The sequence below is a fragment of the Streptomyces sp. NPDC029292 genome (assembly GCF_055569295.1).
In genome coordinates, this window is record NZ_JBVHXR010000006.1 from 125661 (window position 1) to 148062 (window position 22402).

Annotated in this window: 19 protein-coding genes; 9 read left to right on the forward strand and 10 right to left on the reverse strand. The window is 69.6% G+C overall.

Features of this window, described 5'->3' with window-relative positions; genetic code table 11:
• The first annotated feature begins 48 nt into the window (after positions 1–48).
• Positions 49–2115 (forward strand): ATP-binding protein, encoded by a 2067-nt coding sequence (locus tag ACZ4WS_RS15795; protein ID WP_467980741.1) that lies wholly within the window; start codon positions 49–51, stop codon positions 2113–2115.
• A 262-nt stretch (positions 2116–2377) separates the two neighbouring features.
• On the opposite strand, the gene ACZ4WS_RS15800 is transcribed toward ACZ4WS_RS15795, so the two are convergent.
• Positions 2378–3229: a class I SAM-dependent methyltransferase gene (locus tag ACZ4WS_RS15800; RefSeq protein WP_467980742.1), complete on the reverse strand. Its 852-nt coding sequence runs from the start codon at positions 3227–3229 to the stop codon at positions 2378–2380.
• 54 nt (positions 3230–3283) lie between these two features.
• Here ACZ4WS_RS15800 and ACZ4WS_RS15805 point away from each other — a divergent pair, with 54 nt between their 5' ends.
• Positions 3284–4873 carry an alpha-amylase family glycosyl hydrolase gene (locus ACZ4WS_RS15805; protein ID WP_467980744.1) on the forward strand — a complete coding sequence of 530 codons (1590 nt, stop codon included), beginning with the start codon at positions 3284–3286 and terminating at the stop codon, positions 4871–4873.
• A gap of 53 nt (positions 4874–4926) precedes the next feature.
• Here ACZ4WS_RS15805 and ACZ4WS_RS15810 read toward each other — a convergent pair whose 3' ends face one another.
• The 9 genes from ACZ4WS_RS15810 to ACZ4WS_RS15850 form a co-directional block, all read right to left on the reverse strand.
• Positions 4927–6570 carry a CotH kinase family protein gene (locus tag ACZ4WS_RS15810; protein ID WP_467980746.1) on the reverse strand — a complete coding sequence of 548 codons (1644 nt, stop codon included), beginning with the start codon at positions 6568–6570 and terminating at the stop codon, positions 4927–4929.
• Entirely contained in the window at positions 6570–7247 is a 678-nt protein-coding gene (locus tag ACZ4WS_RS15815; protein WP_467980748.1) for a DUF4956 domain-containing protein, read from the reverse strand. Before ACZ4WS_RS15815 ends, ACZ4WS_RS15810 begins: the two co-directional genes overlap by 1 nt.
• Entirely contained in the window at positions 7244–8092 is an 849-nt protein-coding gene (locus tag ACZ4WS_RS15820) for a VTC domain-containing protein (protein WP_467980750.1), read from the reverse strand. Before ACZ4WS_RS15820 ends, ACZ4WS_RS15815 begins: the two co-directional genes overlap by 4 nt.
• Positions 8093–8283: 191 nt before the next feature.
• Entirely contained in the window at positions 8284–8616 is a 333-nt protein-coding gene (locus ACZ4WS_RS15825) for a hypothetical protein (RefSeq protein ID WP_467980751.1), read from the reverse strand.
• A gap of 273 nt (positions 8617–8889) precedes the next feature.
• Positions 8890–10794 carry a hypothetical protein gene (locus tag ACZ4WS_RS15830; protein WP_467980753.1) on the reverse strand — a complete coding sequence of 635 codons (1905 nt, stop codon included), beginning with the start codon at positions 10792–10794 and terminating at the stop codon, positions 8890–8892.
• A 294-nt stretch (positions 10795–11088) separates the two neighbouring features.
• Positions 11089–11877 (reverse strand): SDR family NAD(P)-dependent oxidoreductase, encoded by a 789-nt coding sequence (locus tag ACZ4WS_RS15835; RefSeq protein WP_467980755.1) that lies wholly within the window; start codon positions 11875–11877, stop codon positions 11089–11091.
• A complete protein-coding gene (gene hisD, locus ACZ4WS_RS15840; protein ID WP_467980756.1) occupies positions 11874–13175 on the reverse strand; it encodes a histidinol dehydrogenase in 1302 nt (433 codons plus the stop codon). Before hisD ends, ACZ4WS_RS15835 begins: the two co-directional genes overlap by 4 nt.
• Positions 13176–13219: 44 nt before the next feature.
• The gene (locus tag ACZ4WS_RS15845; protein ID WP_467980758.1) at positions 13220–14158 is read right to left on the reverse strand and encodes a VOC family protein; all 939 of its coding nucleotides are present in this window, start codon (positions 14156–14158) and stop codon (positions 13220–13222) included.
• Positions 14155–15132 (reverse strand): fumarylacetoacetate hydrolase family protein, encoded by a 978-nt coding sequence (locus tag ACZ4WS_RS15850; protein WP_467980760.1) that lies wholly within the window; start codon positions 15130–15132, stop codon positions 14155–14157. Before ACZ4WS_RS15850 ends, ACZ4WS_RS15845 begins: the two co-directional genes overlap by 4 nt.
• A gap of 229 nt (positions 15133–15361) precedes the next feature.
• Here ACZ4WS_RS15850 and ACZ4WS_RS15855 point away from each other — a divergent pair, with 229 nt between their 5' ends.
• From ACZ4WS_RS15855 to ACZ4WS_RS15885, 7 genes are all read left to right on the forward strand, one after another.
• Positions 15362–15667, forward strand: coding sequence for an antibiotic biosynthesis monooxygenase family protein (locus tag ACZ4WS_RS15855; protein ID WP_467980762.1), 306 nt, complete (start codon positions 15362–15364; stop codon positions 15665–15667).
• 46 nt (positions 15668–15713) lie between these two features.
• Positions 15714–16838, forward strand: coding sequence for an FAD-dependent monooxygenase (locus ACZ4WS_RS15860; RefSeq protein ID WP_467980764.1), 1125 nt, complete (start codon positions 15714–15716; stop codon positions 16836–16838).
• Positions 16835–17869, forward strand: a complete 1035-nt coding sequence (locus tag ACZ4WS_RS15865) for an amidohydrolase family protein (RefSeq protein ID WP_467980766.1) — start codon at positions 16835–16837, stop codon at positions 17867–17869. The genes ACZ4WS_RS15860 and ACZ4WS_RS15865 overlap by 4 nt, the downstream gene beginning before the upstream one ends.
• Entirely contained in the window at positions 17866–18834 is a 969-nt protein-coding gene (locus tag ACZ4WS_RS15870) for a cyclase family protein (RefSeq protein WP_467980767.1), read from the forward strand. Before ACZ4WS_RS15865 ends, ACZ4WS_RS15870 begins: the two co-directional genes overlap by 4 nt.
• A gap of 11 nt (positions 18835–18845) precedes the next feature.
• The gene (locus ACZ4WS_RS15875) at positions 18846–20234 is read left to right on the forward strand and encodes an FAD-binding oxidoreductase (RefSeq protein WP_467980769.1); all 1389 of its coding nucleotides are present in this window, start codon (positions 18846–18848) and stop codon (positions 20232–20234) included.
• Positions 20215–21171, forward strand: coding sequence for a fumarylacetoacetate hydrolase family protein (locus ACZ4WS_RS15880; RefSeq protein WP_467980771.1), 957 nt, complete (start codon positions 20215–20217; stop codon positions 21169–21171). The genes ACZ4WS_RS15875 and ACZ4WS_RS15880 overlap by 20 nt, the downstream gene beginning before the upstream one ends.
• A 222-nt stretch (positions 21172–21393) precedes the next feature.
• Positions 21394–22374: a LysR family transcriptional regulator gene (locus ACZ4WS_RS15885; protein ID WP_467980773.1), complete on the forward strand. Its 981-nt coding sequence runs from the start codon at positions 21394–21396 to the stop codon at positions 22372–22374.
• The last annotated feature ends 28 nt before the right edge of the window (positions 22375–22402 follow it).

Consider the following 22402-nt stretch of genomic DNA (forward strand, 5'->3'; position numbering starts at 1 on the left):
GCGTGAGGGGGTTATGGTGACCGCCATCGGGTGCGGCGAGGGGGAACGATGGCGGCCTCAGTGCGCAACGGAAGGACCGGCAATCTGCCCGCCGAGGCCAACGTCTTCGTCGGGCGGAAGGACGAACTCGCCGACATCTCACGCCTGTTGGGCGCCACGCGCCTCGTCACGCTCACGGGCCCCGGGGGTGTCGGCAAGTCGCGGCTCGCGCTCAGAGCCGCGCATGCCGCACGCGGAGCGTTCCCGGGCGGGGTGTGGCTCGTGGAGCTGTCGGAGCTGCAGAACCCGGATCTGCTCACCAACGCGGTGGCACAGGCGACACGGCTCACCGAACAGACCCTCCGGCCGCTGCTTGAGGGTCTCTGCGAGCACCTCGCCGGGGCCCCGCCACTGCTCCTCCTCGACACCTGCGAGCACGTACTCGACGAGTGCGCGCGGGTGGCGCAGGAACTCCTCGCGAACGTACCGGAGTTGCGCATTGTGGCCACCAGCCGGCAGCCGTTGGGCGTACCCGGCGAGCACCTGCTGGCGGTGGCACCACTGCCGCTCGGCGAACGTGACGACGCGGTGGCGCTGTTCTCGGCGCGCGCCGCGGCGGCCGTGCCGTCGTTCGCGCTGACCGACGCCAACCGGGCGAGCGTGGCCGCCGTGTGCGCCCGCCTCGACGGGATTCCGCTGGCCCTGGAACTGGCCGCGGTCCGGCTGCGCGGCTTCCCCCTGGACCGACTCCTGGAAGGCCTCGACTCCCGCTTCGACCTGCTCGTCTCGCCCGCCCGCCCGCGCCTGGCCCGCCATCAGACGCTGCGTACCACGATCGGCTGGAGCCATCAGCTGTGCACCCCGCTGGAGCGGCTGATCTGGGCGCGTCTTTCGGTCTTCGCTGGCGGCTGGGACGTGGAGGCCGCCGAATTCGTGTGCCACGGAGGCCCGTTGGACGCCGAGGAGATCCTCGCGCTGCTCGCCTCGCTCACCGAGAAGTCCATCGTGACCCGCGAGGGCGACGGCGCGGCGGTGCGGTACCGGATGCTCGACACGGTCCTCTCGTTCGGCGCCGAGTGGCTGAACGGCCTCGGCGAGCAGGAGGCCGTACGCCGTCGCCATCGGGACTACTACCGCTGGATCGCCCGGCAGGGCGAGGCCGAGTGGCTCGGCCCCGGCCAGCGGGTGTGGGCCGAGCGGCTCACCGTGGAGCACGGCAACCTGCGGCTGGCGATGGAGGAGTGCCTGGCGGCGCCCGAACCGGAGACCGCGCTCGAACTCGCGGGCACACTCTGGTACTTCTGGTTCGCCTGCGGCTTCGCCGAAGAGGGGCGCGGCTATCTGGAGCGGGCGCTGCGCCGGGTGCACGACCTCGGCCCCGAGCACACGCTGGCCATCTGGACGCACCGCCTGGTCACCGTCGTACCCGACGATCTGGACGCCGCGGAGTCCGTGAGCGCCGCGTACGTCTGGCTCGCCGCGGAGCGGCACCTCCCGGTCCCCGCCCTGCCGTTGACCGGCGCGAGCCTGGCCGTGCGCGGGGAGTCGGCGCGTTCGGTCGTGCTGTACGGAAGCGCCCCGCAGTGGCCCGGAGGTGGCGGAGGCGCGGAGTTCTTCCAGTTGCTGACGCTCGCCGTGCAGGCGTATCTCCTGGCCGGCCAGGGCGCGTTCGAGCGGTGCGCGGTGGTGGCCGAACGGCTGCGTGCGGACTGCGCGAAACGCGGTGAACTGTGGATGCGGGCCTGGGGCGACTTCTTCGTCTCGCTCTCCGGGATCGGTCTGGGACACCCGGACGACGCGCTGCGCACCGGACGCGAGGCGCTGGCCGCCAAGTGGCGCGTGCACGACCGGCTCGGCGCCGCCGCGGTCACCGACCTGCTGGTGGCCGCGCAGGCGTGCCGGGGCGAGCCGGAGCTCGCCGCCCAGCTCCTCGGCGTCAGCAGACGTCTCTGGTACGCGGCCGGGCTCCCCGGGCTCGGCAACTCCGAGACGACCGTCTTCCGGCGGGAGTACGTACGCCGCCTGCGGGCGGCGCTCGGCGACGCCCGCTTCCTCGAAGCGGTGCGCGAGGGACATGAGTTGGGGCCGGACGCGGCGGTGACGCTGGCGCTGGGCGGGGTGCGGGAACAGCCTTGAGGCCGACGTGGCAGACGTGACCGATGGCGCCTTCGAGCCGCTGCTCGGTGATCGACTGTCGATACGGGCCACGGTGTCGTGCGCGCCGTCGGCATGCGTGCTGTCAGGTGGTGAGGCCCTCATCGCGTTTCCTCGCACGGTCGGTTCTGTCGAAAGACATGAGCCGGTCAGTTCGAAAAGCAGACCCGCTATATCCATGCGAGTTGGAAAAACAAATACTCTCCAGGACGGACGTCTCCCCCGACAGGTGGGCCTTGGGCACCTAGGCGGGTGTCGTGCCGCTTCCCCGCGTGGCCACGACCATGCGGCATCGCGGGCTGCCGTCCGGCCGCTGCCCGAATTCGGGCAGGGCGCGGAGCTCGACCTCGAACCCCGCCCGCAGGAGCTCCCGGCGTACGTCGTCGAGCCGGAACGCCCGGTAGTACATGACGAACGGCGGACGCCAGACGGCGTTGCGCACCCGCATCGCCGTGTCGAAGGCCAGCAGGGCCCAGTACCAGGGGGAGCTCGGCCGGGGCGGGGCCGCGATCGGGAACGCGAAGCGCCCGCCCGGTCGCAGTACGGAGTGGACCTGGGCGAACAGGCCCGGCAGCTCCCGCGGCAGGAAGTGCCCGAACGCGCCGAAGCTCACGACGAGGTCGAAGACGGGTCCGAAGGGCAGGGCGCGGGCATCACCGCGCACCCAAGCGAGATACGGCGCTCCGCCGGGGCGCGTACGCTCCTGCCCGCCGGGGCTCACGCCCTCCTGCCCGGCGGGGCTCGCACTCTCTCGCGCGCCAGGGCGCACACGCCCCCGGGCCTCGACCGCCGCCCGCTCCCCCTCCTGCTCCCGCCCCACCTCCAGCATCCCCGCGCTGATGTCAACCCCGGTGACGCTCTCCCGGCACAGCATCCTCAGGACGTCCATGCCCGCACCCGTGCCACAGCACAGGTCGAGCCCGGCGTCGAAGGGGCCCAGCGGGCGCAGCGCCCGACCCACCGCGTCGAGGATCGAGTCGGGTGTCCGGAACGGCGTGTGATCGAACTTCGGGGCGAGCAGGTCGTAGCCGTGCTCGACGGACGAGAGGGCCTGGACGGCCAGTTCTCGGAGGGTGGGACCTTGCGGGGTGAACATCGCGTTCAGCTTAGGGGCAGCGCGTGTCCCGTGGCTTGATCTAGGGTCCCCTGCATGACTTCGTTCCGTCCTGCCCCCGTCTGGCTGGCCGACGCCGTTTTCTACCAGATCTACCCGCAGTCGTTCGCCGACTCGAACGGTGACGGCATCGGCGATTTCAACGGAGTCACCGCGCGCCTCGACCACCTCGCGTGGCTGGGCGTCAACACCATCTGGCTCAACCCGTGCTTCGCCTCACCGTTCCGCGACGCCGGATACGACGTCTCCGACTACCTCAACACCGCGCCCCGTTACGGCTCGAACGACGATCTCGCCCAGCTCGTCGACGCAGCGGGCCGCCGAGGTATCCGCGTACTGCTGGACCTCGTGGCGGGTCACACCTCGGACGAGCACCCGTGGTTCACGGCCTCTGCGGACGACCCGGCCGACCACCGCTACATCTGGGCGCCCGAAGGCCGCCCCGACGGGTTCGCCGCCTCCCCCGGGACACGCTCGGGCGCGTACCTGCCGAACTTCTTCGCCTTCCAGCCCGCCCTCAACTTCGGTTACGCGCACGACGATCCGGCCGAGCCGTGGCGCCAACCCGTCGACGCCGAAGGCCCACGGGCCAATCGCCTGGCTCTCCGCGAGGTCATGAACCACTGGCTGGGCCTCGGCCTGTCCGGCTTCCGGGTCGACATGGCCGCGTCCCTCGTCAAGGACGACCCCGGCAAGACCGAGACCGCCAAGATCTGGGCGGAACTGCGTCACTGGATGGACGGCGCGCATCCGGACGCGGTCCTGCTCTCGGAGTGGGGCGAGCCCGAGGTGTCCGTCCCCTCGGGATTTCACACGGACTTCTTCCTCCAGTTCGGCGGCCCCACCGACGGTCTCGCCCTGCGGTCGCTGTGGAGCAACGCCGAGGGCACGGTCAGCGAGGTCTGGGACCCGTTCGACTGCTTCTTCGACCCGAGCGGCAAGGGCTCGCCCCGTCCCTTCGTCGAGGCCTGGCACCAGGCGTCCACCGCCCTCGGCGACACCGGCTTCATCTCCCTCCCGACCGCCAACCACGACTTCTCCCGCCTCAACTGCGGCCCCCGCACGGCCGAACAACTCCCCGCCGCCTTCGCCTTCCAGCTCACCTGGCCGACCCTCCCGGCGATCTACTACGGCGACGAGATCGGCATGCGCTACCTCCCGGGCCTGCCCGACAAGGAGGGCAGCGTGCTGGGCCCCCGTTACAACCGCGCAGGCTCCCGCACCCCGATGCAGTGGGACGACAGCCCGAACGCCGGCTTCTCCACCGCCCCGCCCGAACACCTCTACCTCCCACTCGACCCGTCCCCGGACCGCCCGTCGGTCGCCACTCAACGCGCCGACGACACGTCCCTCCTCCATCTCGTACGCCGCCTGGTCACGCTCCGCACCAACAACCCGGAGTTGGGCTGGGGCGGCTCGGTGGAGGTGCTGCACTCCGGCTACCCGTTCGTGTACGTACGCGGCGAGCGGTATCTCGTGATCGTCAACCCGCAGCGGAGCGCGGTGAGTTACGAGTGCGGAGGCACTCTGAGCGCACGACCCCTGGAAGTCTCCGGCACGCACATCGACGGTGGCACGATCACCGCGGAAGGGTTCGCGTACGGGATCTTCGAGATCGGCCGGTAGAAAGGCCGGTTGCCCGGAGAGGTCTCTCCGGGCAACCCCTCATGTGTACTCGTTCAGCCGGTGATCACCTCGTTCTTCGCGAGGGCCTTCGTACGCGAAGTGATCGTCGTCCGCAGGGACTTCGACGCGGCGGTGATCCCGGCCGTGTCCGCGCCCGCCTGCTTCGCTTGCGACACGGCCGAGTTCAGCGCGTCGAGGGCGCCACCGGAGCCGAAGAACTCCTTGTACAGCTCCCGGTACGCCGAGTGGTACACGGAATCGAAGGCCTTCGTGTCCAGGAAGCGCGTCTTGAGCGCGTGACCGGAGGACATGCCGCCGCCTCCGCCCTGGGGACGGCCCTGCTGGGCGTCGTCGCCGTCCTCACCGTTGCCCGGTGCCTGGGGAGCGCCGGACGGCAGGCCCTGCGGCTGACCCTGCGCGGCGTTGTCGCCGTCCTGCGTCGCGCCGTTGCCTGCGCCCTGTCCCATTCCGCCTCCGCCTCCGCCTCCGCCGCCCATGCTCATCTCGTCGTCGGGACCGGCCGTCGCGCTGCCGCTGAAGGTGAGGTTGTAGTCCCAGCCGAGGACGGTGAACTTCTTGGTCGCCAGGTCGTACCAGAGGTAGTAGTTCTTGCCCGGACCGCTCATGTCGTCGAAGTTCAGCAGCAGGTTCTGCGTCGCCACGTAGCGGGCGAAGGACTTCACGTCCACATGGTCGCCGAGTTCTGAGGCGAACTCCTTCTCCGTGGCGTCCTCGGTCCACTTGATGAGATCCATGACGGGCTGGAGATCCTGACTGCCGTTCTTCGTGAGCTGCTTGAAGTCCGTCTCGTAGTCGGTCGGGTCATCGCCCTGGTAGGTGAACGAGCCTGTGCTCAGCGACTTGTAGAGCACGCCGTTGGTGCCGACGGTGTTCTCCGCGTACTCCTTCGACGGGTTCTCCACGATCAGCCGGGTCGCCGCCGGGCGGTTGTTGACCGTCAGCGACGAGAAGGCGTAGCGCTGGGCAGCCTGATCGGACGTGTCGACCAGGGCCAGCGAGACGGCCTCGTTCAGCGGGAGTGCGTCATTGCTGCCGGGGCGTACGGCGATCTGCCGCTTGCCCTGGTAGGCGCGGCCCTCGACATACTCGTCGATCTTGATGAGCCACGGCAGCTCCTCGGGCTTGTCGGCGGAGAGCTGGACGCTCATGGCGCCCCCGCCGCCACCCGCGGCACGGCCGCCCTGCTGCTCGGTGTCGCCGCCCTGCTGACCGCCGTTCGCGCCCTCCGGTGCCTGTCCGCCACCCTGCATCTGGCCGCCGCCACCGCGCTGCCCGCTGCCCGACCTCAGGCTCTGCAGCGTCGAGTTGCCCTTCAGCCGGATGCCCACGCTGGTGATAAAGGTGCCGTCGATGGTGGCGTCGGCCTCGATGTACTCCTTGTTCCCGTCGTCCTGGTACTCCTCCATCATCTTGTCGAAATCGTCCTCGTCGTACTCGAGTTGGATCGAGTGCGCCCGGGAGTCGTCGTAGAGGTCGACCGCTCCCACGATGTTCTCGGTGATCGTGTCGCTGTCCTCGGCCGAGGCGCTGGTGACGTACGGCGAAATGCGTGCGTCACCGAAGAAGACCAGCAGGACGGCGAGACCGGCGCAGAGCAGCGCGGCCGGCTTCCAGTGGTGGCGCAGCCGCAGCGGGATGCGGTGCACCAGCCGCTTGCGCGGTGTGTCCGCCGCCATCACAGGTCCGTCTGGTCGTATCCGGTCAGGACGGTCACGCGCTGCCCGAACGTGCGCTCCTGGAGGGCGGCGACCAGTTCGCCGGGCTCGTGGCCCTTCTTGATGCGGACGGTGTAGAAGACCTCGGTGAGCGCGCCGCCGCGGATGGTCTCGGTGGAGACCAGCTCGAACTCGTCGGTGAAGCGCAGCAGCACGTCCTGGATGGCCTGCGTGTGGTCCTCACCCGCGGGGAGCTGGACCTTGACGACCTGGCGCTGGACGTTCAGGTGGAACCAGTTGAACCGGTGCATCACCAGGATGATCAGGCAGATCGCCGCACCCGCTATCGCGGCTAGCGTGTAGAAGCGGGCACCGACGGCCATGCCGAGGCCCATCACCAGGAAGACGAAGCCGACGTCCCTGGTCTCCTTCACCGCGTTGCGGAACCGGACCACCGACAGCGCGCCGACCAGCGAGAACGCTCGGGCCAGGTTGGAGCCCACGACCAGCATGATCAGGGCGACGACCATGCCGACGATGACCAGCGTCTGGACGTACGACTGGCTGTAGGAGACGTTGCGGTGGGTCGCCCGGTAGACGTAGCCGATCGCCGTCGACAGCACGAACGACAGGGTCATCGCGAAGACGATGTCGGTGACACTGAACGTGCCGCTCAGGTCCTGCAGGTTGAAGTTCACGGGTGGAGTGCCTCCGTGGTGCGGTGATGCGTGGGGGATGTGGGGATGGTGTCGGCCGGGACGGGCGGCAGGTCTTCCTCCCGGACGTGGAAGGCGGAGCGCGGCGCCAGGCCGAAGGACTCGATGGACTGGACGTACTTGGAGACCCGGATCAGGCTCAGGTTCCGTTTGGCCGCCAGGTCGGTGATCCAGTACGGGGCGCGTTCGTTGACCTTGATCTCCATCACCGCCATGCGTGGCGGGATGGTGAAGCGGTTCTCCGCGCCCTGCGTCCCGAAGTGGAAGTCGCGGTCGCGGCCGCGGATGCGGCGGTCGAAGGTGACCCGCAGCCCGGTGTCCTCGGCCCGGCCGACCAGCGCCTCGCGCTGGTATCCGGTGATCGCGGTGGGCTGGAGGTTGAGCCGGACGACGAGTTCGAGAACCTCCTCGACAAAGGCCCGCTCCTGCTCGGAGTACTCGATCAACTCCCGTTCGTCGCACAGTCTTCGGGCCGTCGCGTAAGGCAGAGTGATCCGGCGTTTCTGTGTGACGCGGTTGACGCGCTGCTTGATCTCCACGCAGACCGGGGAGTCGTCCGTGACCCGAGCCAGGTCGCCGTAGTGCCGGATCCGCAGTTTGCGGCGGAACTTCAGGCCTTCGATCTTCTCCCAGTAGAAGCGGAGTTGGGGTGTGTCGTAGTACAGACTCCATACCCCGTATCCGCCCACCGGACTGTGCAGGTCCTGGTCCATCCGCTGACCGAGTTCGTCGCGGATGGACGCGGCCTGTTCCACAGGGACCAGGTATTTCAGCTCGTACCGGTTGAACGCGTGCAGTCTGCTGGCCACTTGGAGGGCCTCAGTCATGGCTTCCCTTCATGTAATGGGCCGGTCATCACCAGGTAAGAAACCGGTAAGAGATGAAGGCCCCATGAAGTCCACGTCTGAACAATCTGAGTACACCGAATGAACACGAAGTGAACGCACATTGGTGCGGGTTGACCATGCCGAACCGGTCCGTCACATGACAAACCGGTCCGTCGCGTGATGGACCGGCGTCAGGTGGTGCACATCATGCGTCGGGCGTCAGCACCCCCTCCCCCCGCGAGCCCGTAGGTTCCGCCACCGAGCCAGGCATTGGCATCCGTCGAGGCGTCATACGTGACCGTGTGCCCGTTTCCGGCGATGTTCGCGATCCGGTCACCCCGGACCATCGCTCCGGTGAGTGTGGTGAGCGTCGAGTCCGCGGTGACCGTCCAGTGGCTGGAACGGTCCAGGGTGACCGCTCCGTCCCGTACGGCACCCGTGAGCCGTGCGGCGTCCGCGAGGGCGATCGCCGCGTTCGAGGTGGAGTCCGCCACCACGTCGCCCGCCACGCGGGTCCCGGACACCTGCAGCGTGGCGTCACTGTTCGCCGTGGCGGAGAGCAGGTCGCCGCTCTGCTGGACCCTCGCTCCACCGGTGACGGTGTAGAGAGCGTTCGCGTCGAGTAGAGCCCGGCGGATATCTCACCCGTCGCGGTCAGGGTTCCGCCCTCGACGGTGACGGTGCCGCCGCCCATATCGGTCGCGACGGGCGGCGACCACTTGCCCGTCGTGTCGATGTCCACGCCCCGCCTGCGCAGGCGGGGCGTCTCTCGCGTGGTCTGCTCCTCGGTCTACGGGCTAGCCGACCGTCAGCACGATCGCGCCGGAGTAGCTGCCGCCCGCCTCCATGGCCGTCGCCGTGCCGTCGACCGTCATGGTCACGGACTTGCCGCGCGGCGCCTTCACTGCCGCGTCGTCGTCGAGGGTCAGCCCGGTCAGGTACGAGGTGCCGCTCACCGTCCAGGTCGAGCCGCTGTTCAGCTGGACGATCACACCGTTGTTGACGGCTGCCTGGACGGTGTTGGTGACGTCGCCCAGGTCGTAGAAGTTCGAGGAGTCGATCGTGCTGACGTGGTGCTCGGCCTTCGTCGCCGAGATGACGCCTTGGACGGTGGAGTCCTCGAAGGCGAGGACCATGTTCTTGCCCTTGCGCATGCCGTTGTAGAAGTCGCCCTTGAGTGCGATGGAGGTGAAGGTGGCGGCGCCGTCGGCCGTGTGGACCGCGGTCGTGTCGAAGGTGGAGTCCTTGGCCGGGTCGTCCGTGGGCTCGGTGTAGACGCCGACGTTCATCATCTTGCCGTTGACGTTGACCGGGCCCGGGTCGTCCAGCTCGATCATCTGCAGGATGATCCCGTCGCGCGGGTTGAGCCGGGCACCCTGCGAGCCGTCCACGGTGATCGCGGTCTGCTGGCCCTTGTTGAGGAAGGTCGACTTCTCGGAGTTGATGACCGTGCCGCCGTCGAGCTTCAGCGTGCCGGCGCCGAAGAACATGTAGCCGAAGTGGCCCGAGTCGACTTGCGTGCTCTGGACCGGGATGGCCGCCAACTCGGCGTTGCTCAGCCCGAGTTCCAGTTCGGAGTTGAGTGCGGCGACCGCCTCGCGGGTGCTGTCGCCGTAGTGCACCGACGCGGCGGGGCCCGCGATGATGGTCGCGTAGCTGCCGACGTCGAACCGCGAGCCGAGCACGCGCACGATCGCGTCGCCGATGGCATAGGTGCCGTAGCCGTACGACCCCGTGTTCCCGACATGGCTGTTGATCGCCGTCAGCTTCAGTCCGCTGCCGCCCTCGACCGACAGGGCGCCCCATGTCTCGGAGAGGACAGTGGAGTTGAGGTAGGTGGCCCTGCTGTTCTTGCCGATGAGGTTGGTGGCACGGACGTTGCCGTCGAGGCCGAGCATCCAGGGCACCGACTCCATGTACGGGGTCTCGACGGTGGCCTGGTAGTCGCTGGGCAGAACGCCGTTGCGGGTACGGACGGAGGAGTTCTTGACGATCACGTTCGCGCCGTTGTTGGAGATGACGCCCGTGCGGACCACGCCCTTGGTCGCGATGCGCGCGCCGTCGAGGACCAACGTGGTCGCCGACCCGTTGCCGACGACGGCAGCACCGTATCCGGCGAAGTCGCAACGGCCGTTGCCCGTGAGGGAGATGGTGGGACGAGCGAGCGTGTAGTCGGCGTCCTGCACGAAGACCCCGTCGAAGCATTCGCCGGTCGAGGTGATCGACACGTTCTTGGCGAGGGTGTCGGTGAGTTGGCCGCCGAGCACACTGGTGAGAACGGACTTGGCACGCACCACTCCGTCGGCGTCCACGTACAGGGCCTGCCGGAAGGGGAAGGTGAGGGTCTCGTACGTCACTTCGTTGGCCTCCGCCACCGTGAGCACGACGTCGCCCCGGTAGGTGCCGGCCGAGATCAGGGTCTCGGTTCCGCCCGTCTCGGTCAGGAGCTGGCCGGTCTCCACACCGTCGACGGTCAGCGTGACGCTGTAACCGTCGGGTGCGGCGATCTTCCCGCCCTCGGCGATGGACAGCTCGCTCACCCTGGTGGTCGCGGAGAGCTCGTACGTCTCGCCGGCCCCCACGGAGATCTTGGTCTGCGTGGACGCCGACGGCGCGGCCGTGGCGGAGGCCGCCGGAACCAGCAGGGCTCCGGCCGTGGCGGTACCGGCGATCAGGATCGAGCGTCGGGTGATCAGCGTCATTGGATGCCTTCCCAGGGATGAGTGCGCCGTCGCGCAGCGTGACCGGCCGGCCGTCGAAGTGAGCGTGGCGACGACCCGGGCGGAGGCACCGGAGGTGCGCACGAGGGAGTGAATCAGCCTCGCACACCAGGGAATAGGCACCGTGCACACACATACGGGAGCCCGATGCCTCGGATCACGCGGCCCACTTCATGGCGGTCACACAGAGTCGCCACAGCTGGAGGGGAGGGCAACGCACGACGGCGAGGCAGGCGGCCGGAGCCGTCCACCTCGCCGTTCGTACGGTCCCTGTGACTAGGCCGGGGCGATCATCCCCGCCGACAGATCGATGTCCGCCCCGCACAGGCCCGGCATCGCGAGCATCGCCACCAGCGCGCGGGCGACCTCGTCCTCCTCCACCAGCCGGTTCAGGGCCGCCCGTGAGGCGAAGTCCCGTTCGGCGTCCTCCACGGTGGTGTTGGTCAGTTCGGCCGTCAGCCGAAAGTTGCGGTCCATGCGCGGGCCCCGGACCGGGCCCGGGGAAAGGGAGTTGACGGATACGCCGTGCGGTCCGACCTCTCCGGCCAGTGTCCGGGTCAGGCCGAGGAGGGCCATTTTGGACGCGGTGTACGGAGTCCGGTTGAGCAGGGGCCGTTTGCCGCTCACCGAGGCGATGTTGACGATGTCTCCGCGCCCCGCCTCGATCATCGGCGGCAGGAAGGCCCGGCACAGCAGGTACACGCCGCGGACGTTGGCCGCGAACACGTCGTCCCACTCGTCCGGCTCGATGGCCGTGAGCGGCTTCACCGGACCGGCGACCCCGGCGTTGTTGACGAGCAACGACACGTCCTCGTCGGCGAGTTCGGCGGCCAGGGCGCGCACCGACTCCGGGTCGGAGACGTCGCACACCGCCGTCCGGGCCAGGCCGCCCTCCTTCACCACCCGGGCCGCCGCGTCCGCGAGGGCCTGTTCGCCCCGGCCGACGAGGATCACCCGGGCCCCGGCTCCCGCCAGGGCGAGCGCGAAGGCCCGCCCCAGCGGTCCCCCGCCGCCCGTGATCAGCGCCGTGCGTCCGCGCAGCGTCATGTCCCCGCCCAACGTCATGCGCCGTTCCACGGCAGCTCGTCGCCCGCGGCCTTCGCGGCCCGTACGTCACCGGAGCGGGCGTGGCCCTCGAACAGCTCGACGCGCGAGGCGCGCCCGCACAGCCGGCCGAGCAGAGCCTGCGACGCGGTGTCGGTGACCTCCTGATACGTCACCGTCTTGAGGTACTTCCCCACCCACAAGCCACCGGTGTAGCGCGCCGCACCACGGGTCGGCAGCACGTGGTTGGTGCCGATGACCTTGTCGCCGAAGGACACACAGGTGCCCTCGCCGAGGAACAGGGCGCCGTACTGGGTCATCTTCTCCAACGCCAGGCGCGGTTCGGCCGTCAGGACCTCCACGTGCTCGAAGGCGAACGCGTCGGCGAGCGCGTACATCTCGTCGAGCGAGTCCACGACGTGCACCTGGCCGTGGTCGCGCCAGGCGGGTCCGGCGAAGTCACGCGTGGGCATGCCCGGCAGGATGCGCTCCACCTCGGCGATGGTCCGTTCGGCGACCTCGCGGGAGGTGGTGATGAGGACGGCCGGGGAGTCGGGGCCGTGCTCGGCCTGGGAGAGCAGGTCGACGGCGCAGACGAACGGGTCGGCCTGCTCGTCGGCGAGGACGAGGATCTCGGTCGGGCCGGCGAACAGGTCGATGCCGATCTCGCCGAAGAGCTGTCGCTTCGCCTCGGCGACGTAGGCGTTGCCGGGCCCGGCGATCAGGTTCACCGGCTGCATGGTGTCGGTGCCGACGGCCATCGCCGCGACCGCCTGGACCCCGCCGAGCAGCCAGATCTCGTCCGCGCCCGCGAGGTGCGCGGCGGCGACGGTGGCGGCCGGGATCTCGCCGCGGATCGGCGGCGTACAGGCGACGACCCGGGGCACGCCCGCGACCTTCGCCGTGACGATGGTCATGTGGGCGGACGCCGTGAGCGGGTAACGCCCGCCCGGGATGTACGCGCCCGCCGCCTGCACCGGGATGTGCTTCTGCCCGAGCCGCACGCCCGGCAGGGTCTCCACCTCGAACTCGCCCATGGAGGCGAACTGGTGGCGGGCGAAGGAGCGCACCTGGTCCTGGACGAAGCGGATGTCGTCGATGACCCGCTGCGGGACCGACGCGACGATCTTCTCGATCTCCTCGTCGGAGAGCCGGAAGGAGTCGGGGCTCCACTTGTCGAACTTCTCGGAGTACGCGCGCACGGCGTCGTCGCCGCGCTCGCGGATGTCGGCGATGACACCCGACACGGTCTCGCGCACCTGGTCCAGCGAGGCGGTGACCTCCGCCTTGGGGACGGCCTTCTTCAGGATCGTTGCCACAACTGCGGCCTTTCTGCGGGTGGTTGGGCTGAGCGGGAGCGCGGCTAGACGGGAGGCGCGTCGAAGAGCACGTCGGGGTCGTTGAACTGCTCCTTGGCGACCGACTCGCTCATCGGGTCGGCGGTGCCCCACTGGTCCTGGGTGATCGGGTCGTCGACGTCGTGGCGGCCCGGGTGCCACACGTCCTCTTCGAGGACGGCGAGTTCGGTGGTGTACTCGACGGTGTTGCCGTGCGGGTCGTGGAAGTACGAGAAGGTGTTGTCGCCCGCGAGATGGCGGCCGGGCCCCCAGGTGAGCCGGGTCCCGGCGCGCAGCGCCCGCCCGGTGCCACGCATGTACTCCTCGACGCCGCGCATCTCGAACGACGCGTGGTGCAGGGAGACATGGGGTCCGCGCGCGATGGCGAAGGAGTGGTGCAGGGGGCTGCACCGCAGGAAGTACATGAGGTCGCCCATGTGCGCCGAGTACAGCGTGTCGGTGAGCCGGAAGCCGAGGTGCCGGATGTAGAAGTCCCGCAGCCCTTCCGGGTCCTGGGAGTTGACCACGCAGTGCGAGAGGCGGACGGGGATCGCCTCGCGCTCCTCGATCTTGCGGTGGGTGCGGATCGCGACGTCCGCGGAGACCTCGACGACACGGCCGTCCGGGTCGAAGAAGCGGAAACCGTAGCCGCCACCGGGGGTGTCCAACACCCCCGGTTCACTGATGAGTTGGATCCCGGCTCGACCGAGCCGCACGTGCAGCTCGTCCACGGCGGCCGGCGACACGGCACCGAACGCGACCAGGTCCATCCGCTTCCGCTCGTCCTTGCGGATGCGGACGATGTACTGCTCGGGACTGCCCTCCGCCGCGAAGAACGCTATCCCGCTGTCGTTGGCGACCTCGGTCAGGCCCCACGTGGTGCCGTAGAAGGCGCGCTGCTTGTCGAAGTCCGGTACGGCGAGGTCGACATGGCGCAGATGAGTGATGGGCTGGAAGGTGGTCACTGTCCGCTCCTGACGGTGTTGCGCTGGTGGCCGAGGCCCGTGATCTCCGACTCCATGACGTCCCCGGGCTCGAGGAAGACGCCCCAGTGCGCGCCGTTGCCCGCTGGGGAACCGGTGAGCAGGAGGTCCCCGGGGCGCAGGGTGGTGGTCGAGGAGACGTAGGCGATGAGCCGGGGAATGTCGAAGATCATGTCCTTGGTGGACTCGTCCTGGCGTACGACCCCGTTGTGGCGCAGGGTGATCCGTACGTCTGCGTCTTCGGTGGGGTTGCCGACGAAGGCGGCCGGTACGAGGAAGGGGCCGGTCGGCAGGAAGGTGTCGGCGTTCTTGGCGGTGAACCAGTCGGTGCCGATGGCCTTCAGGTCGGGCCGGTAGAGCCGGTCACGGGTGGTGAGATCGTTGCAGATGGTGTATGCGGCGACGTACTCCATCGCCTCCTCGGCGGGGATGTTCTTGCCCGACTTGCCGATGACCAGGGCGAGTTCGAGCTCCCAGTCGTGCTGGTCGCCGAGCTCGGGCAGCACGATGTCGTCGTACGGGCCGCAGATCGCGCGCGGCGAGCCGAGGAAGACGTACGGGACCCCGTTGCGGCTCCGCTCGTCCATCATCTTCTCGGCGTCGGCGCGCGCCTCCTCGGGCGTGGCGCCGTGCACGCTTTCCTTCTCTGCGGCCACCAAGTCCACTACGTGTTTGCGGTAGTTGGCGCCGCTCTGCAGGACCTGGCCGGGTTCGACGGGCGCGAGGACACGGAGGTCGGCGAGGCCGTACCAGGTCGAGGAGGCGTCCTGGGACAGCTCCAGCAGGCGCGGGAAGAGCACGTCCCAGTCCTCGACGACCGCGCGCACGGACGGTGCCAGGTCGGACAGGTCGCGCACCCGGGGCCCGACGACCAGGCCCGGGAAGACGCCCGAGCCCTCCCCCTCGAAGGTGCCGAGGGCGAACGGTCCGGCATGGGTGGGAAGTCGGTCGGGCACGGGCGTTCTCCTCGTACGGGTGGGTGGCTTGCCACCGACGCTAGGCAGCCCCGGGGCGCGGCGGAAATAGCGATCCGCGATGCCTGGCATCAGGGGGCCGGACGCCCTGTGATCAGCGGCCCATCGTCGTACGGGATGGATGACGTCCCCCTTGCCGATGCCTCGATCCGTTGACCCTGCATCGGGCCTCCCAGCAGGCTCGGAGCACCATCGAAGCGAGGAGTTGTCCGTGATCGTCGAGCATGCCGAGCTGACCGTCGAGGGCGGTCGTGAGCAGGAATTCGAGGCCGCCTTCGAGAAGGCGCGCGAGGTGCTCGCCGAGGCCGACGGCTTCCGCTGGGCCGAGCTGCTGCGCTGCGAGGAGCGGCCGCGGACGTTTCTGCTGCTGGTCGGCTGGGAGTCCGTCGAGGCCCACACGGTGGGGTTCCGCGAGTCGGAGCGCTTCCAGCGCTGGCGGGCCCTGGTCGGTCCGTTCTTCGCCGAGCCGCCGGCGGTCGAGCACTACCGCGAGCTCGGAGACCGCTTCGCCGGCTGACCGCACCGCACCACTCGTCTTTCTTCTACGTTCGCAAGGATCGCCCATGCCCGTACAAAAGGTGCTCGTCGTCGGCGGCGGCATCACCGGAAGCGTGCTGTCCCTCGCGCTCGCCCAACGCGGCGCCGAGGTCGAGCTCGCCGAGATATCGCCCCAGTGGTTCGGTGTGGGCCACGGCATCACCGTCCAGGGCAACGCCCTCAAGGCGCTGCGCTCCGTGGGCGTGCTGGAGCGGGTGCTCGCCCGCGCCGTCCCCTTCGACCGGATGCGGCTGCGCCGGGCCGACGGCGGGCTGATCACGGAGCTGTCCACCCCGCACACCGGCGGCGCCGACCTGCCGTCGACTGCGGGGGCGCTGCGCTCGGACCTCCAGGACGCGCTGTGCGACGCGGTACACGCGCACGGGGTCCGCGTCCGTCTCGGGCTGAGCGTCGAGAAGCTCGACGAGGCCCGCGACCACGTGGACGTCACGTTCACCGACGGCTCCACCGGGCGCTACGACCTGGTCGTGGGCGCGGACGGCATCAACTCCAGGATCCGCTCGATGATCGGGATCACCACGAAGCCCCGCCCGGTCGGCATGTCGATCTTCCGGGTGGTCGCGCAGCGCCCGGCCGAGATGGACTGCGCGGAGGTGTACTACGGCGGCCCGCGCTACAAGGCCGGGTACAGCCCCATATCCCCCGACCAGTGCTACGCGTACCTCCTCGACGAGAACCTGGACGCCTCCCTGATCGGCCCGCGCGCTCCCCTGTCGCTGCTGCGCGAGCGCGGCGCCGGATACGGCGGCACCTGGGGCAAGATCCTCGCCTCGCTGCCCGACGACACGGCAGTCGACTACCGGTGGATCGAGGCGATCCTCGTCGACGAGCCCTGGCACCGGGGCCGTACGGTGATCATCGGTGACGCGGCGCACGCCTGTCCGCCGCTGATCGCGCAGGGCGCGGCGATGTGCGCGGAGGACGCGGTGGTGCTCGCCGAGCTGGTCACCGGCAGCGAGCCGCTCGACCGGGCGCTCGACACGTTCATGGCGCGCCGGCTGCCCCGGGTACGGGTCGTGCTGGAGAACTCGCTGCGCCTGGCCGACTGGGAGATCCACCCGGACACGCCCGGCGCGGACCCCGGCCGGATCATGTCGGAGACGCTCGACTACCTGACGGCGGCCGCATGAGCACCACCGCCCTGGACCGAAAGCCGAACGCCACGCCCGTCGTGGACTTCCACGGCCACCTCGCCGTCCCCGCCGCCGACGCCCTGTGCGCGGGAACCCCGGGCCTCGCCGCCGAGCTGTCGGCCGAGCAGCGGGCCCACTCCTCCGCGTCACTGGCCGTCAACCGCGCTCAACTCCAGCGTCTGGCACCCCTGTTGACGGACGTCACGACCCGGCTCGCCGAGCTGGACGCGAGGGGCGTCGACATCCAGGTGGTCGGCCCGATGCCGATGCACCACTACTGGGCGGACGCGGATCTCGCCGTACGCCTGGCACGGACCGTCAACGAGGCGGTGGCCGCGCACTGCGCGACGGCACCCGCGCGGCTGTACGGCCTGGGCACGGTCCCCCTGCAGCGCCCGGACCTCGCGGTGGCGCTGCTCGACAAGGCCGTCACCGAGTACGGCCTGTACGGCATCAGCGTGTCCACGACCGTGGACGGCCGTGAGCTGGCCGATCCCGCGCACGACCCCGTGTGGCAGAAGGCCGAGGAGCTGGGCGCGGTCGTGTTCGTGCACCCCTGGGGCTGCTCGCTCGGCGAACGCCTGGCCACCCACTACCTGGGCAACACGGTCGGCCAGCCGGTCGAGACGACGGTCGCGCTCTCGCATCTCATCTTCACCGGCGTCCTGGACCGCTTCCCGCGCCTCAAGCTCGTGGCCGCCCATGGCGGTGGCTATCTGCCGACGTACATCGGCCGCTCCGACCACGCCTGGCACGTACGTGAGGACGCGCGGGGCTGCGCCGAGCCGCCGAGCGCGTATCTGCGGCGGATGTGGTTCGACGCGCTCGTCTACACCCCGCGCGCCCTGCGCCATCTGGTCGAGGAGGTGGGCGCGGACCGGATCGTCCTCGGCACGGACTTCCCCTTCGACATGGGGATCGACGATCCGGTGGCCCGGCTGGACGCCGCCGGCCTGATCCCCGCCGACCGTGCCGCCGTCGCCGGGGGCAACGCCCTCGACCTGCTGCTGAAAGGACGTATCCGATGAGTCTGGGTCCCATTGAGGAGGAGCTCGCCAAGGCCCGTTCCGCTTACCGGAATTGGGGTCGCTGGGGCGAGAACGACGTGCTGGGCACGCTCAACTTCATCGACGACGCGATACGAGCGCACGCGGCGAGCCTGGTCCGGCGCGGCCGGTCGTTCTCGCTCTCCCAGGAGTTCAACGAGGACGGTCCGCAGCGCGGCTTCCGCGGCCGGATCAACCCCGTCCACTACATGAAGGACACCGGCTCGGACGCGGCCGCCGGGACGCAGGGCTTCCCGCACGGCTTCGGCGGCGCCGACGACCACATCGTGATGCCGCTCCAGGCCTCCACGCAGTGGGACGGCCTGGGCCACATCTACGACAACAAGCAGGCGTGGAACGGCCGTCCGTGCACCATCGTCAACGGAAACGGCGACTCGGTCACCGGTATCGAGCACATGAGGGACGCGTTCACCGGACGTGGTGTCCTGCTCGACGTGGGCCGCGCGGTCGGCGACGAACTCGGCGAACTCCCGGACGGATTCCCCATCCTGGAGGAACACCTGCGGGCCACGATCGAGTCGCAGGGCGCCACCTCGTCCGTGCGGCGCGGCGACCTGGTCCTCGTCCGCACCGGGCAGCTCGGCCGGGTGCGACGGCTCGGCGAGTGGGGCGGTTATGCCGCCGGGGACGCCCCGGGGCTCTCCTTCACCACGCTCGGCTGGCTGCACCGCACCGAGATCGCGGCGATCGCCTCCGACACATGGGGACTCGAGGTACGCCCGTACGAGTTCCCGCAGCCCGCCATGTCCCCGCTGCACCAGATCGCGATCCCCAACATGGGTCTCCCGCTGGGTGAGATGTGGGACCTGGAGGAGCTGGCCGAGGACTGCGCGGCGGACGGCGTCTATGAGTTCTTGCTGGTCGCGGCGCCCCTCCCGGTGACCGGCGCGGTGGGCGCCCCCGTCAACCCGATCGCGATCAAGTGAGTGAGCAGCGCATGCACGACAACCGTTTCTCCGGCACCCTCCACCTCCCCGGCGACGAGGACTTCGAGGAGGCGTGCTTCGGGCGGATCTTCAACGCCCGCCGCCCGTCGGACCGTTCCCCCGCGGCCGTCCTGAACGCGGTCTGCGAGCAGGACGTCGTCGAAGGGGTGCGGCTCGCGATCGAGCGCGGCTGGCAGGTCGCCGTACGCTCCGGAGGCCACAGCTGGGCGGCCTGGTCCGTGCGCGACGAGGCGCTGCTGATCGACCTCGGGGGCTTCCGCGAGCTGTCGTACGACGAGTCGACCGGGATCGTCACGGCCACCACCAGCGTCAAGGGCGGCGACGAACTCAACCCGTATCTGGGGCGGTTCGGGCGGTTCTTCAACGGCGGGCACTGTCCGTCCGTCGGCATCGGCGGTTTCCTTCTCCAGGGCGGGCAGGGCTGGAACGCGCGCGGCTGGGGCTGGGCGGCCGAGAACATCGTGGCGATCGACGTCGTCACCGCCGAGGGCGAGCTGGTGCGCGCCGACGAGACCCACCACAGCGACCTGTTCTGGGCGGCGCGCGGGGCGGGGCCGGGCTTCTTCGGGGTCGTCACCCGCTTCCACCTCCGCACCCGCCCGCTGCCGAAGCATCTGGCGCACACCGTGCACGCGTACCCGCTCGACCTCTTCGACGAGGTCATGACCTGGCTGCACGGCATGCACCACACGGTCTCCGACCTGGTGGAGATCGTCGCGCTGACGCAGACCCCGCCCGACGGTGAGGGGCCGGTACTGCTGGTCACGGGCGTCTCGATGACCGACACGCCCGAGCAGGCCGTCGAGGCGCTGGCCCCGCTGCACGCCAATCCGTACGCGGACCGGGCGCTGTTCCGGGTCGAGGCGCAGCCGACCACGCTCGCCGAGCAGCTCCAGGGCCAGCGCCTCGCCAACCCCGAGGGGCACCGCTATCTCGTCGACAATGCCTGGCTGACCGGGCCCGCCGACGAGGTCGTCCCGGCGATCCGCCAGGCGTTCACCGAGCAGCCGACCCGGCAGACCTTCACCATCTGGTTCTCGATGGCTCCGCTGCGCGAACTCCCCGACATGGCCTTCTCGTTGCAGTCGGAGATCTACTGCGCGACGTACGTCATCCACGACGAACCCGAGCGCGACGCCGAGCTGCGTGTCTGGCTCGACGAGGCGATGGCGGCGATGGAGCCGGTCACCGCGGGCCAGTACCTCGGGGACTGCGACTTCACCGTCCGGCAGCTGAGGTTCATGGGGGACGAGCAGTGGCACAGGCTCCAGGCCATCCGTGCCGTACGCGATCCGAAGGGCCTCTTCGCGGGCCACCTGAGCGCCGGAACAGTCACCAACTCCAACCACTGGGAGCAGCATGCGGTTCGCGACATATGAGTTCGGTGGCGCGGAGCGCGCCGGAGTCGTCCGGGACGGGATCATCCATCCGCTTCCACCGGGCACCACTGTCCTGTCGCTCATCGAGCAGGAGGAGCTGCTCCTCGCCGGTGCCGAAGCGCTCGCCGTGGACAGTGACCTGCCGGTCGATCAGGTACGGCTGCTGCCGCCGCTGAAGCCCCCGTCCATCCGGGACTTCGTCGGCTTCGAGGCGCACATCGAGGGCGTCGCCAAGTCCCTGGACGGCCTGGAGCACGTGCCCGAGGAGTGGTACCGGGCGCCCAATTTCTACTTCACCAATCCGCACGCGGCGTACGGCGCACACGACGACGTGCCCATTCCGGCGGGGTGTTCCGTCCTCGACTTCGAGCTGGAGGTCGGTGCCGTCATCGGCCGTTCGGGTCGCGACCTCACCCCCGAGCAGGCCCGTGACCACATCGTCGGCTACCTCGTCTTCAACGACTGGTCCGCGCGCGATCTGCAGAAGCCGGAGAAGAACCTCGGCCTCGGCTTCTCCAAGGGCAAGGACTTCGCCAACACGCTGGGTCCCTGTCTGGTCACCGCGGACGAGGTCGAGGACCGGCGCGATCCGGACGGCTTCCTCGACCTGGAGATGACCGTCACCCTCAACGGCGAGCTGATCGGCCGCGACACCCTGGCGAACGTCTCCTGGACCTTCGAGGAGATGACCGCGTACGCCGCCCGCGACGCCTGGGTGCACCCAGGCGACATCCTCGGCTCGGGCACCTGCGGCTGGGGCGCGCTCGCCGAGTTCTGGGGCCGAGTCGGGGAACGTACGCCCCCACCGCTGAAGCCGGGCGACGAGGTGACACTCACCGTGGAGCGGCTCGGCAGCCTCTCCAACCGCATCGTGCCCGGGCGCACCGACGTGTATCTGCCCCGTGCGCGCAAGCGGGGGCGCACACCGCGGCCTTAGCACGGTGGGCTGTGCCGGGCCTGTGCGGGAGCTGTGTCCGCACAGGCCCTTCGGCATGCCCATATTCGCTGGTCCGATGGCTGCCATCGGTTTCCTGAGAGTTGTCTTACAAGACTTCCTCGCCGGGGAACACGTCATTACGCTCCCGTTTCACCGATGCTTCAATGACGTGGCCGGAAGGGGACACCTGTGGGTCTCGGAGCGATAGATCTCAATCTTCTGGTGGCGCTGGAAGCACTTCTGGAGGAGAAGAACGTCACGCACGCCGGTGTCCGGCTCTCCACCAGTCAGTCCGCGATGAGCGGCTCGCTGGCCCGGCTGCGGCGGCACTTCAACGACGAGCTGCTGGTGCGGGTGGGCCGCGAATACGAGCTCACACCGCTCGCGGAGCGGCTGCTGCCGGTCGTCCAGGCCTCCCTGTACAAGGCCGAGGAGGCGATGTCGCTGACCCGCAGCTTCGACCCGCAGCGCAGCCGGCAGCGCTTCTCGGTCGTGATGTCGGACTACGTGATGACGGTGTTCGTGGAGCCGCTGCTGCGGGTCATCGCGCGCGAGGCGCCCGGCGTCCGCATCGACTTCCATCCCCTCGTGCACGGGCAGCCCGAGAGCGAGACGCATCTGCGCTGCCACGACCTGATGGTGGTGCCGCTCGGCTACCGGCTGCCCGGAATCAGCGAGGCGGTGATGCACGACCGGTTCGTGTGCATCGTCGACCCCGACAATCCGCGTCTGGTCGACGGGCGGCTCACCCTGCGCGACCTGGCCGAGCTGCCGCACGCCGCCTCGGCGTTCGGCAAGAGCCTCACCCCCGCCGACCGCCAGCTGGAAACCCTCGGCATCGTGCCGAAGGTGCAGGTCAGCGCGCCCGGCTTCAGTGTGCTGCCGTTCCTGGTGGGCGGCACCGACCTGGTGGCGATGGTGCCGGAACGGCTGGCGCGGCGGTACGAGGGGTTCGCGCGCTGTGTGACGGTGCCGGCGCCGTTCCCCGACGTACCCCTGGTGGAGGCCATGTACTGGCACCACAACCGGCACTCGGATCCGGCGCACCGGTGGCTGCGCGAGACGCTGCGGAAAGTGGGCGCCTCGATCGACGAACCCGCGTCCACGCTCGACGAACCCGCGCCACCGGAGGCGGTCGAGATCGCCGACGTGGATGCCAGCCATGAGGAACGTGCGTTTCCGGAGCTGGCCCCGGCTTCCTAGCGTGGTCAGGGAACCCACGCCCTTTTGG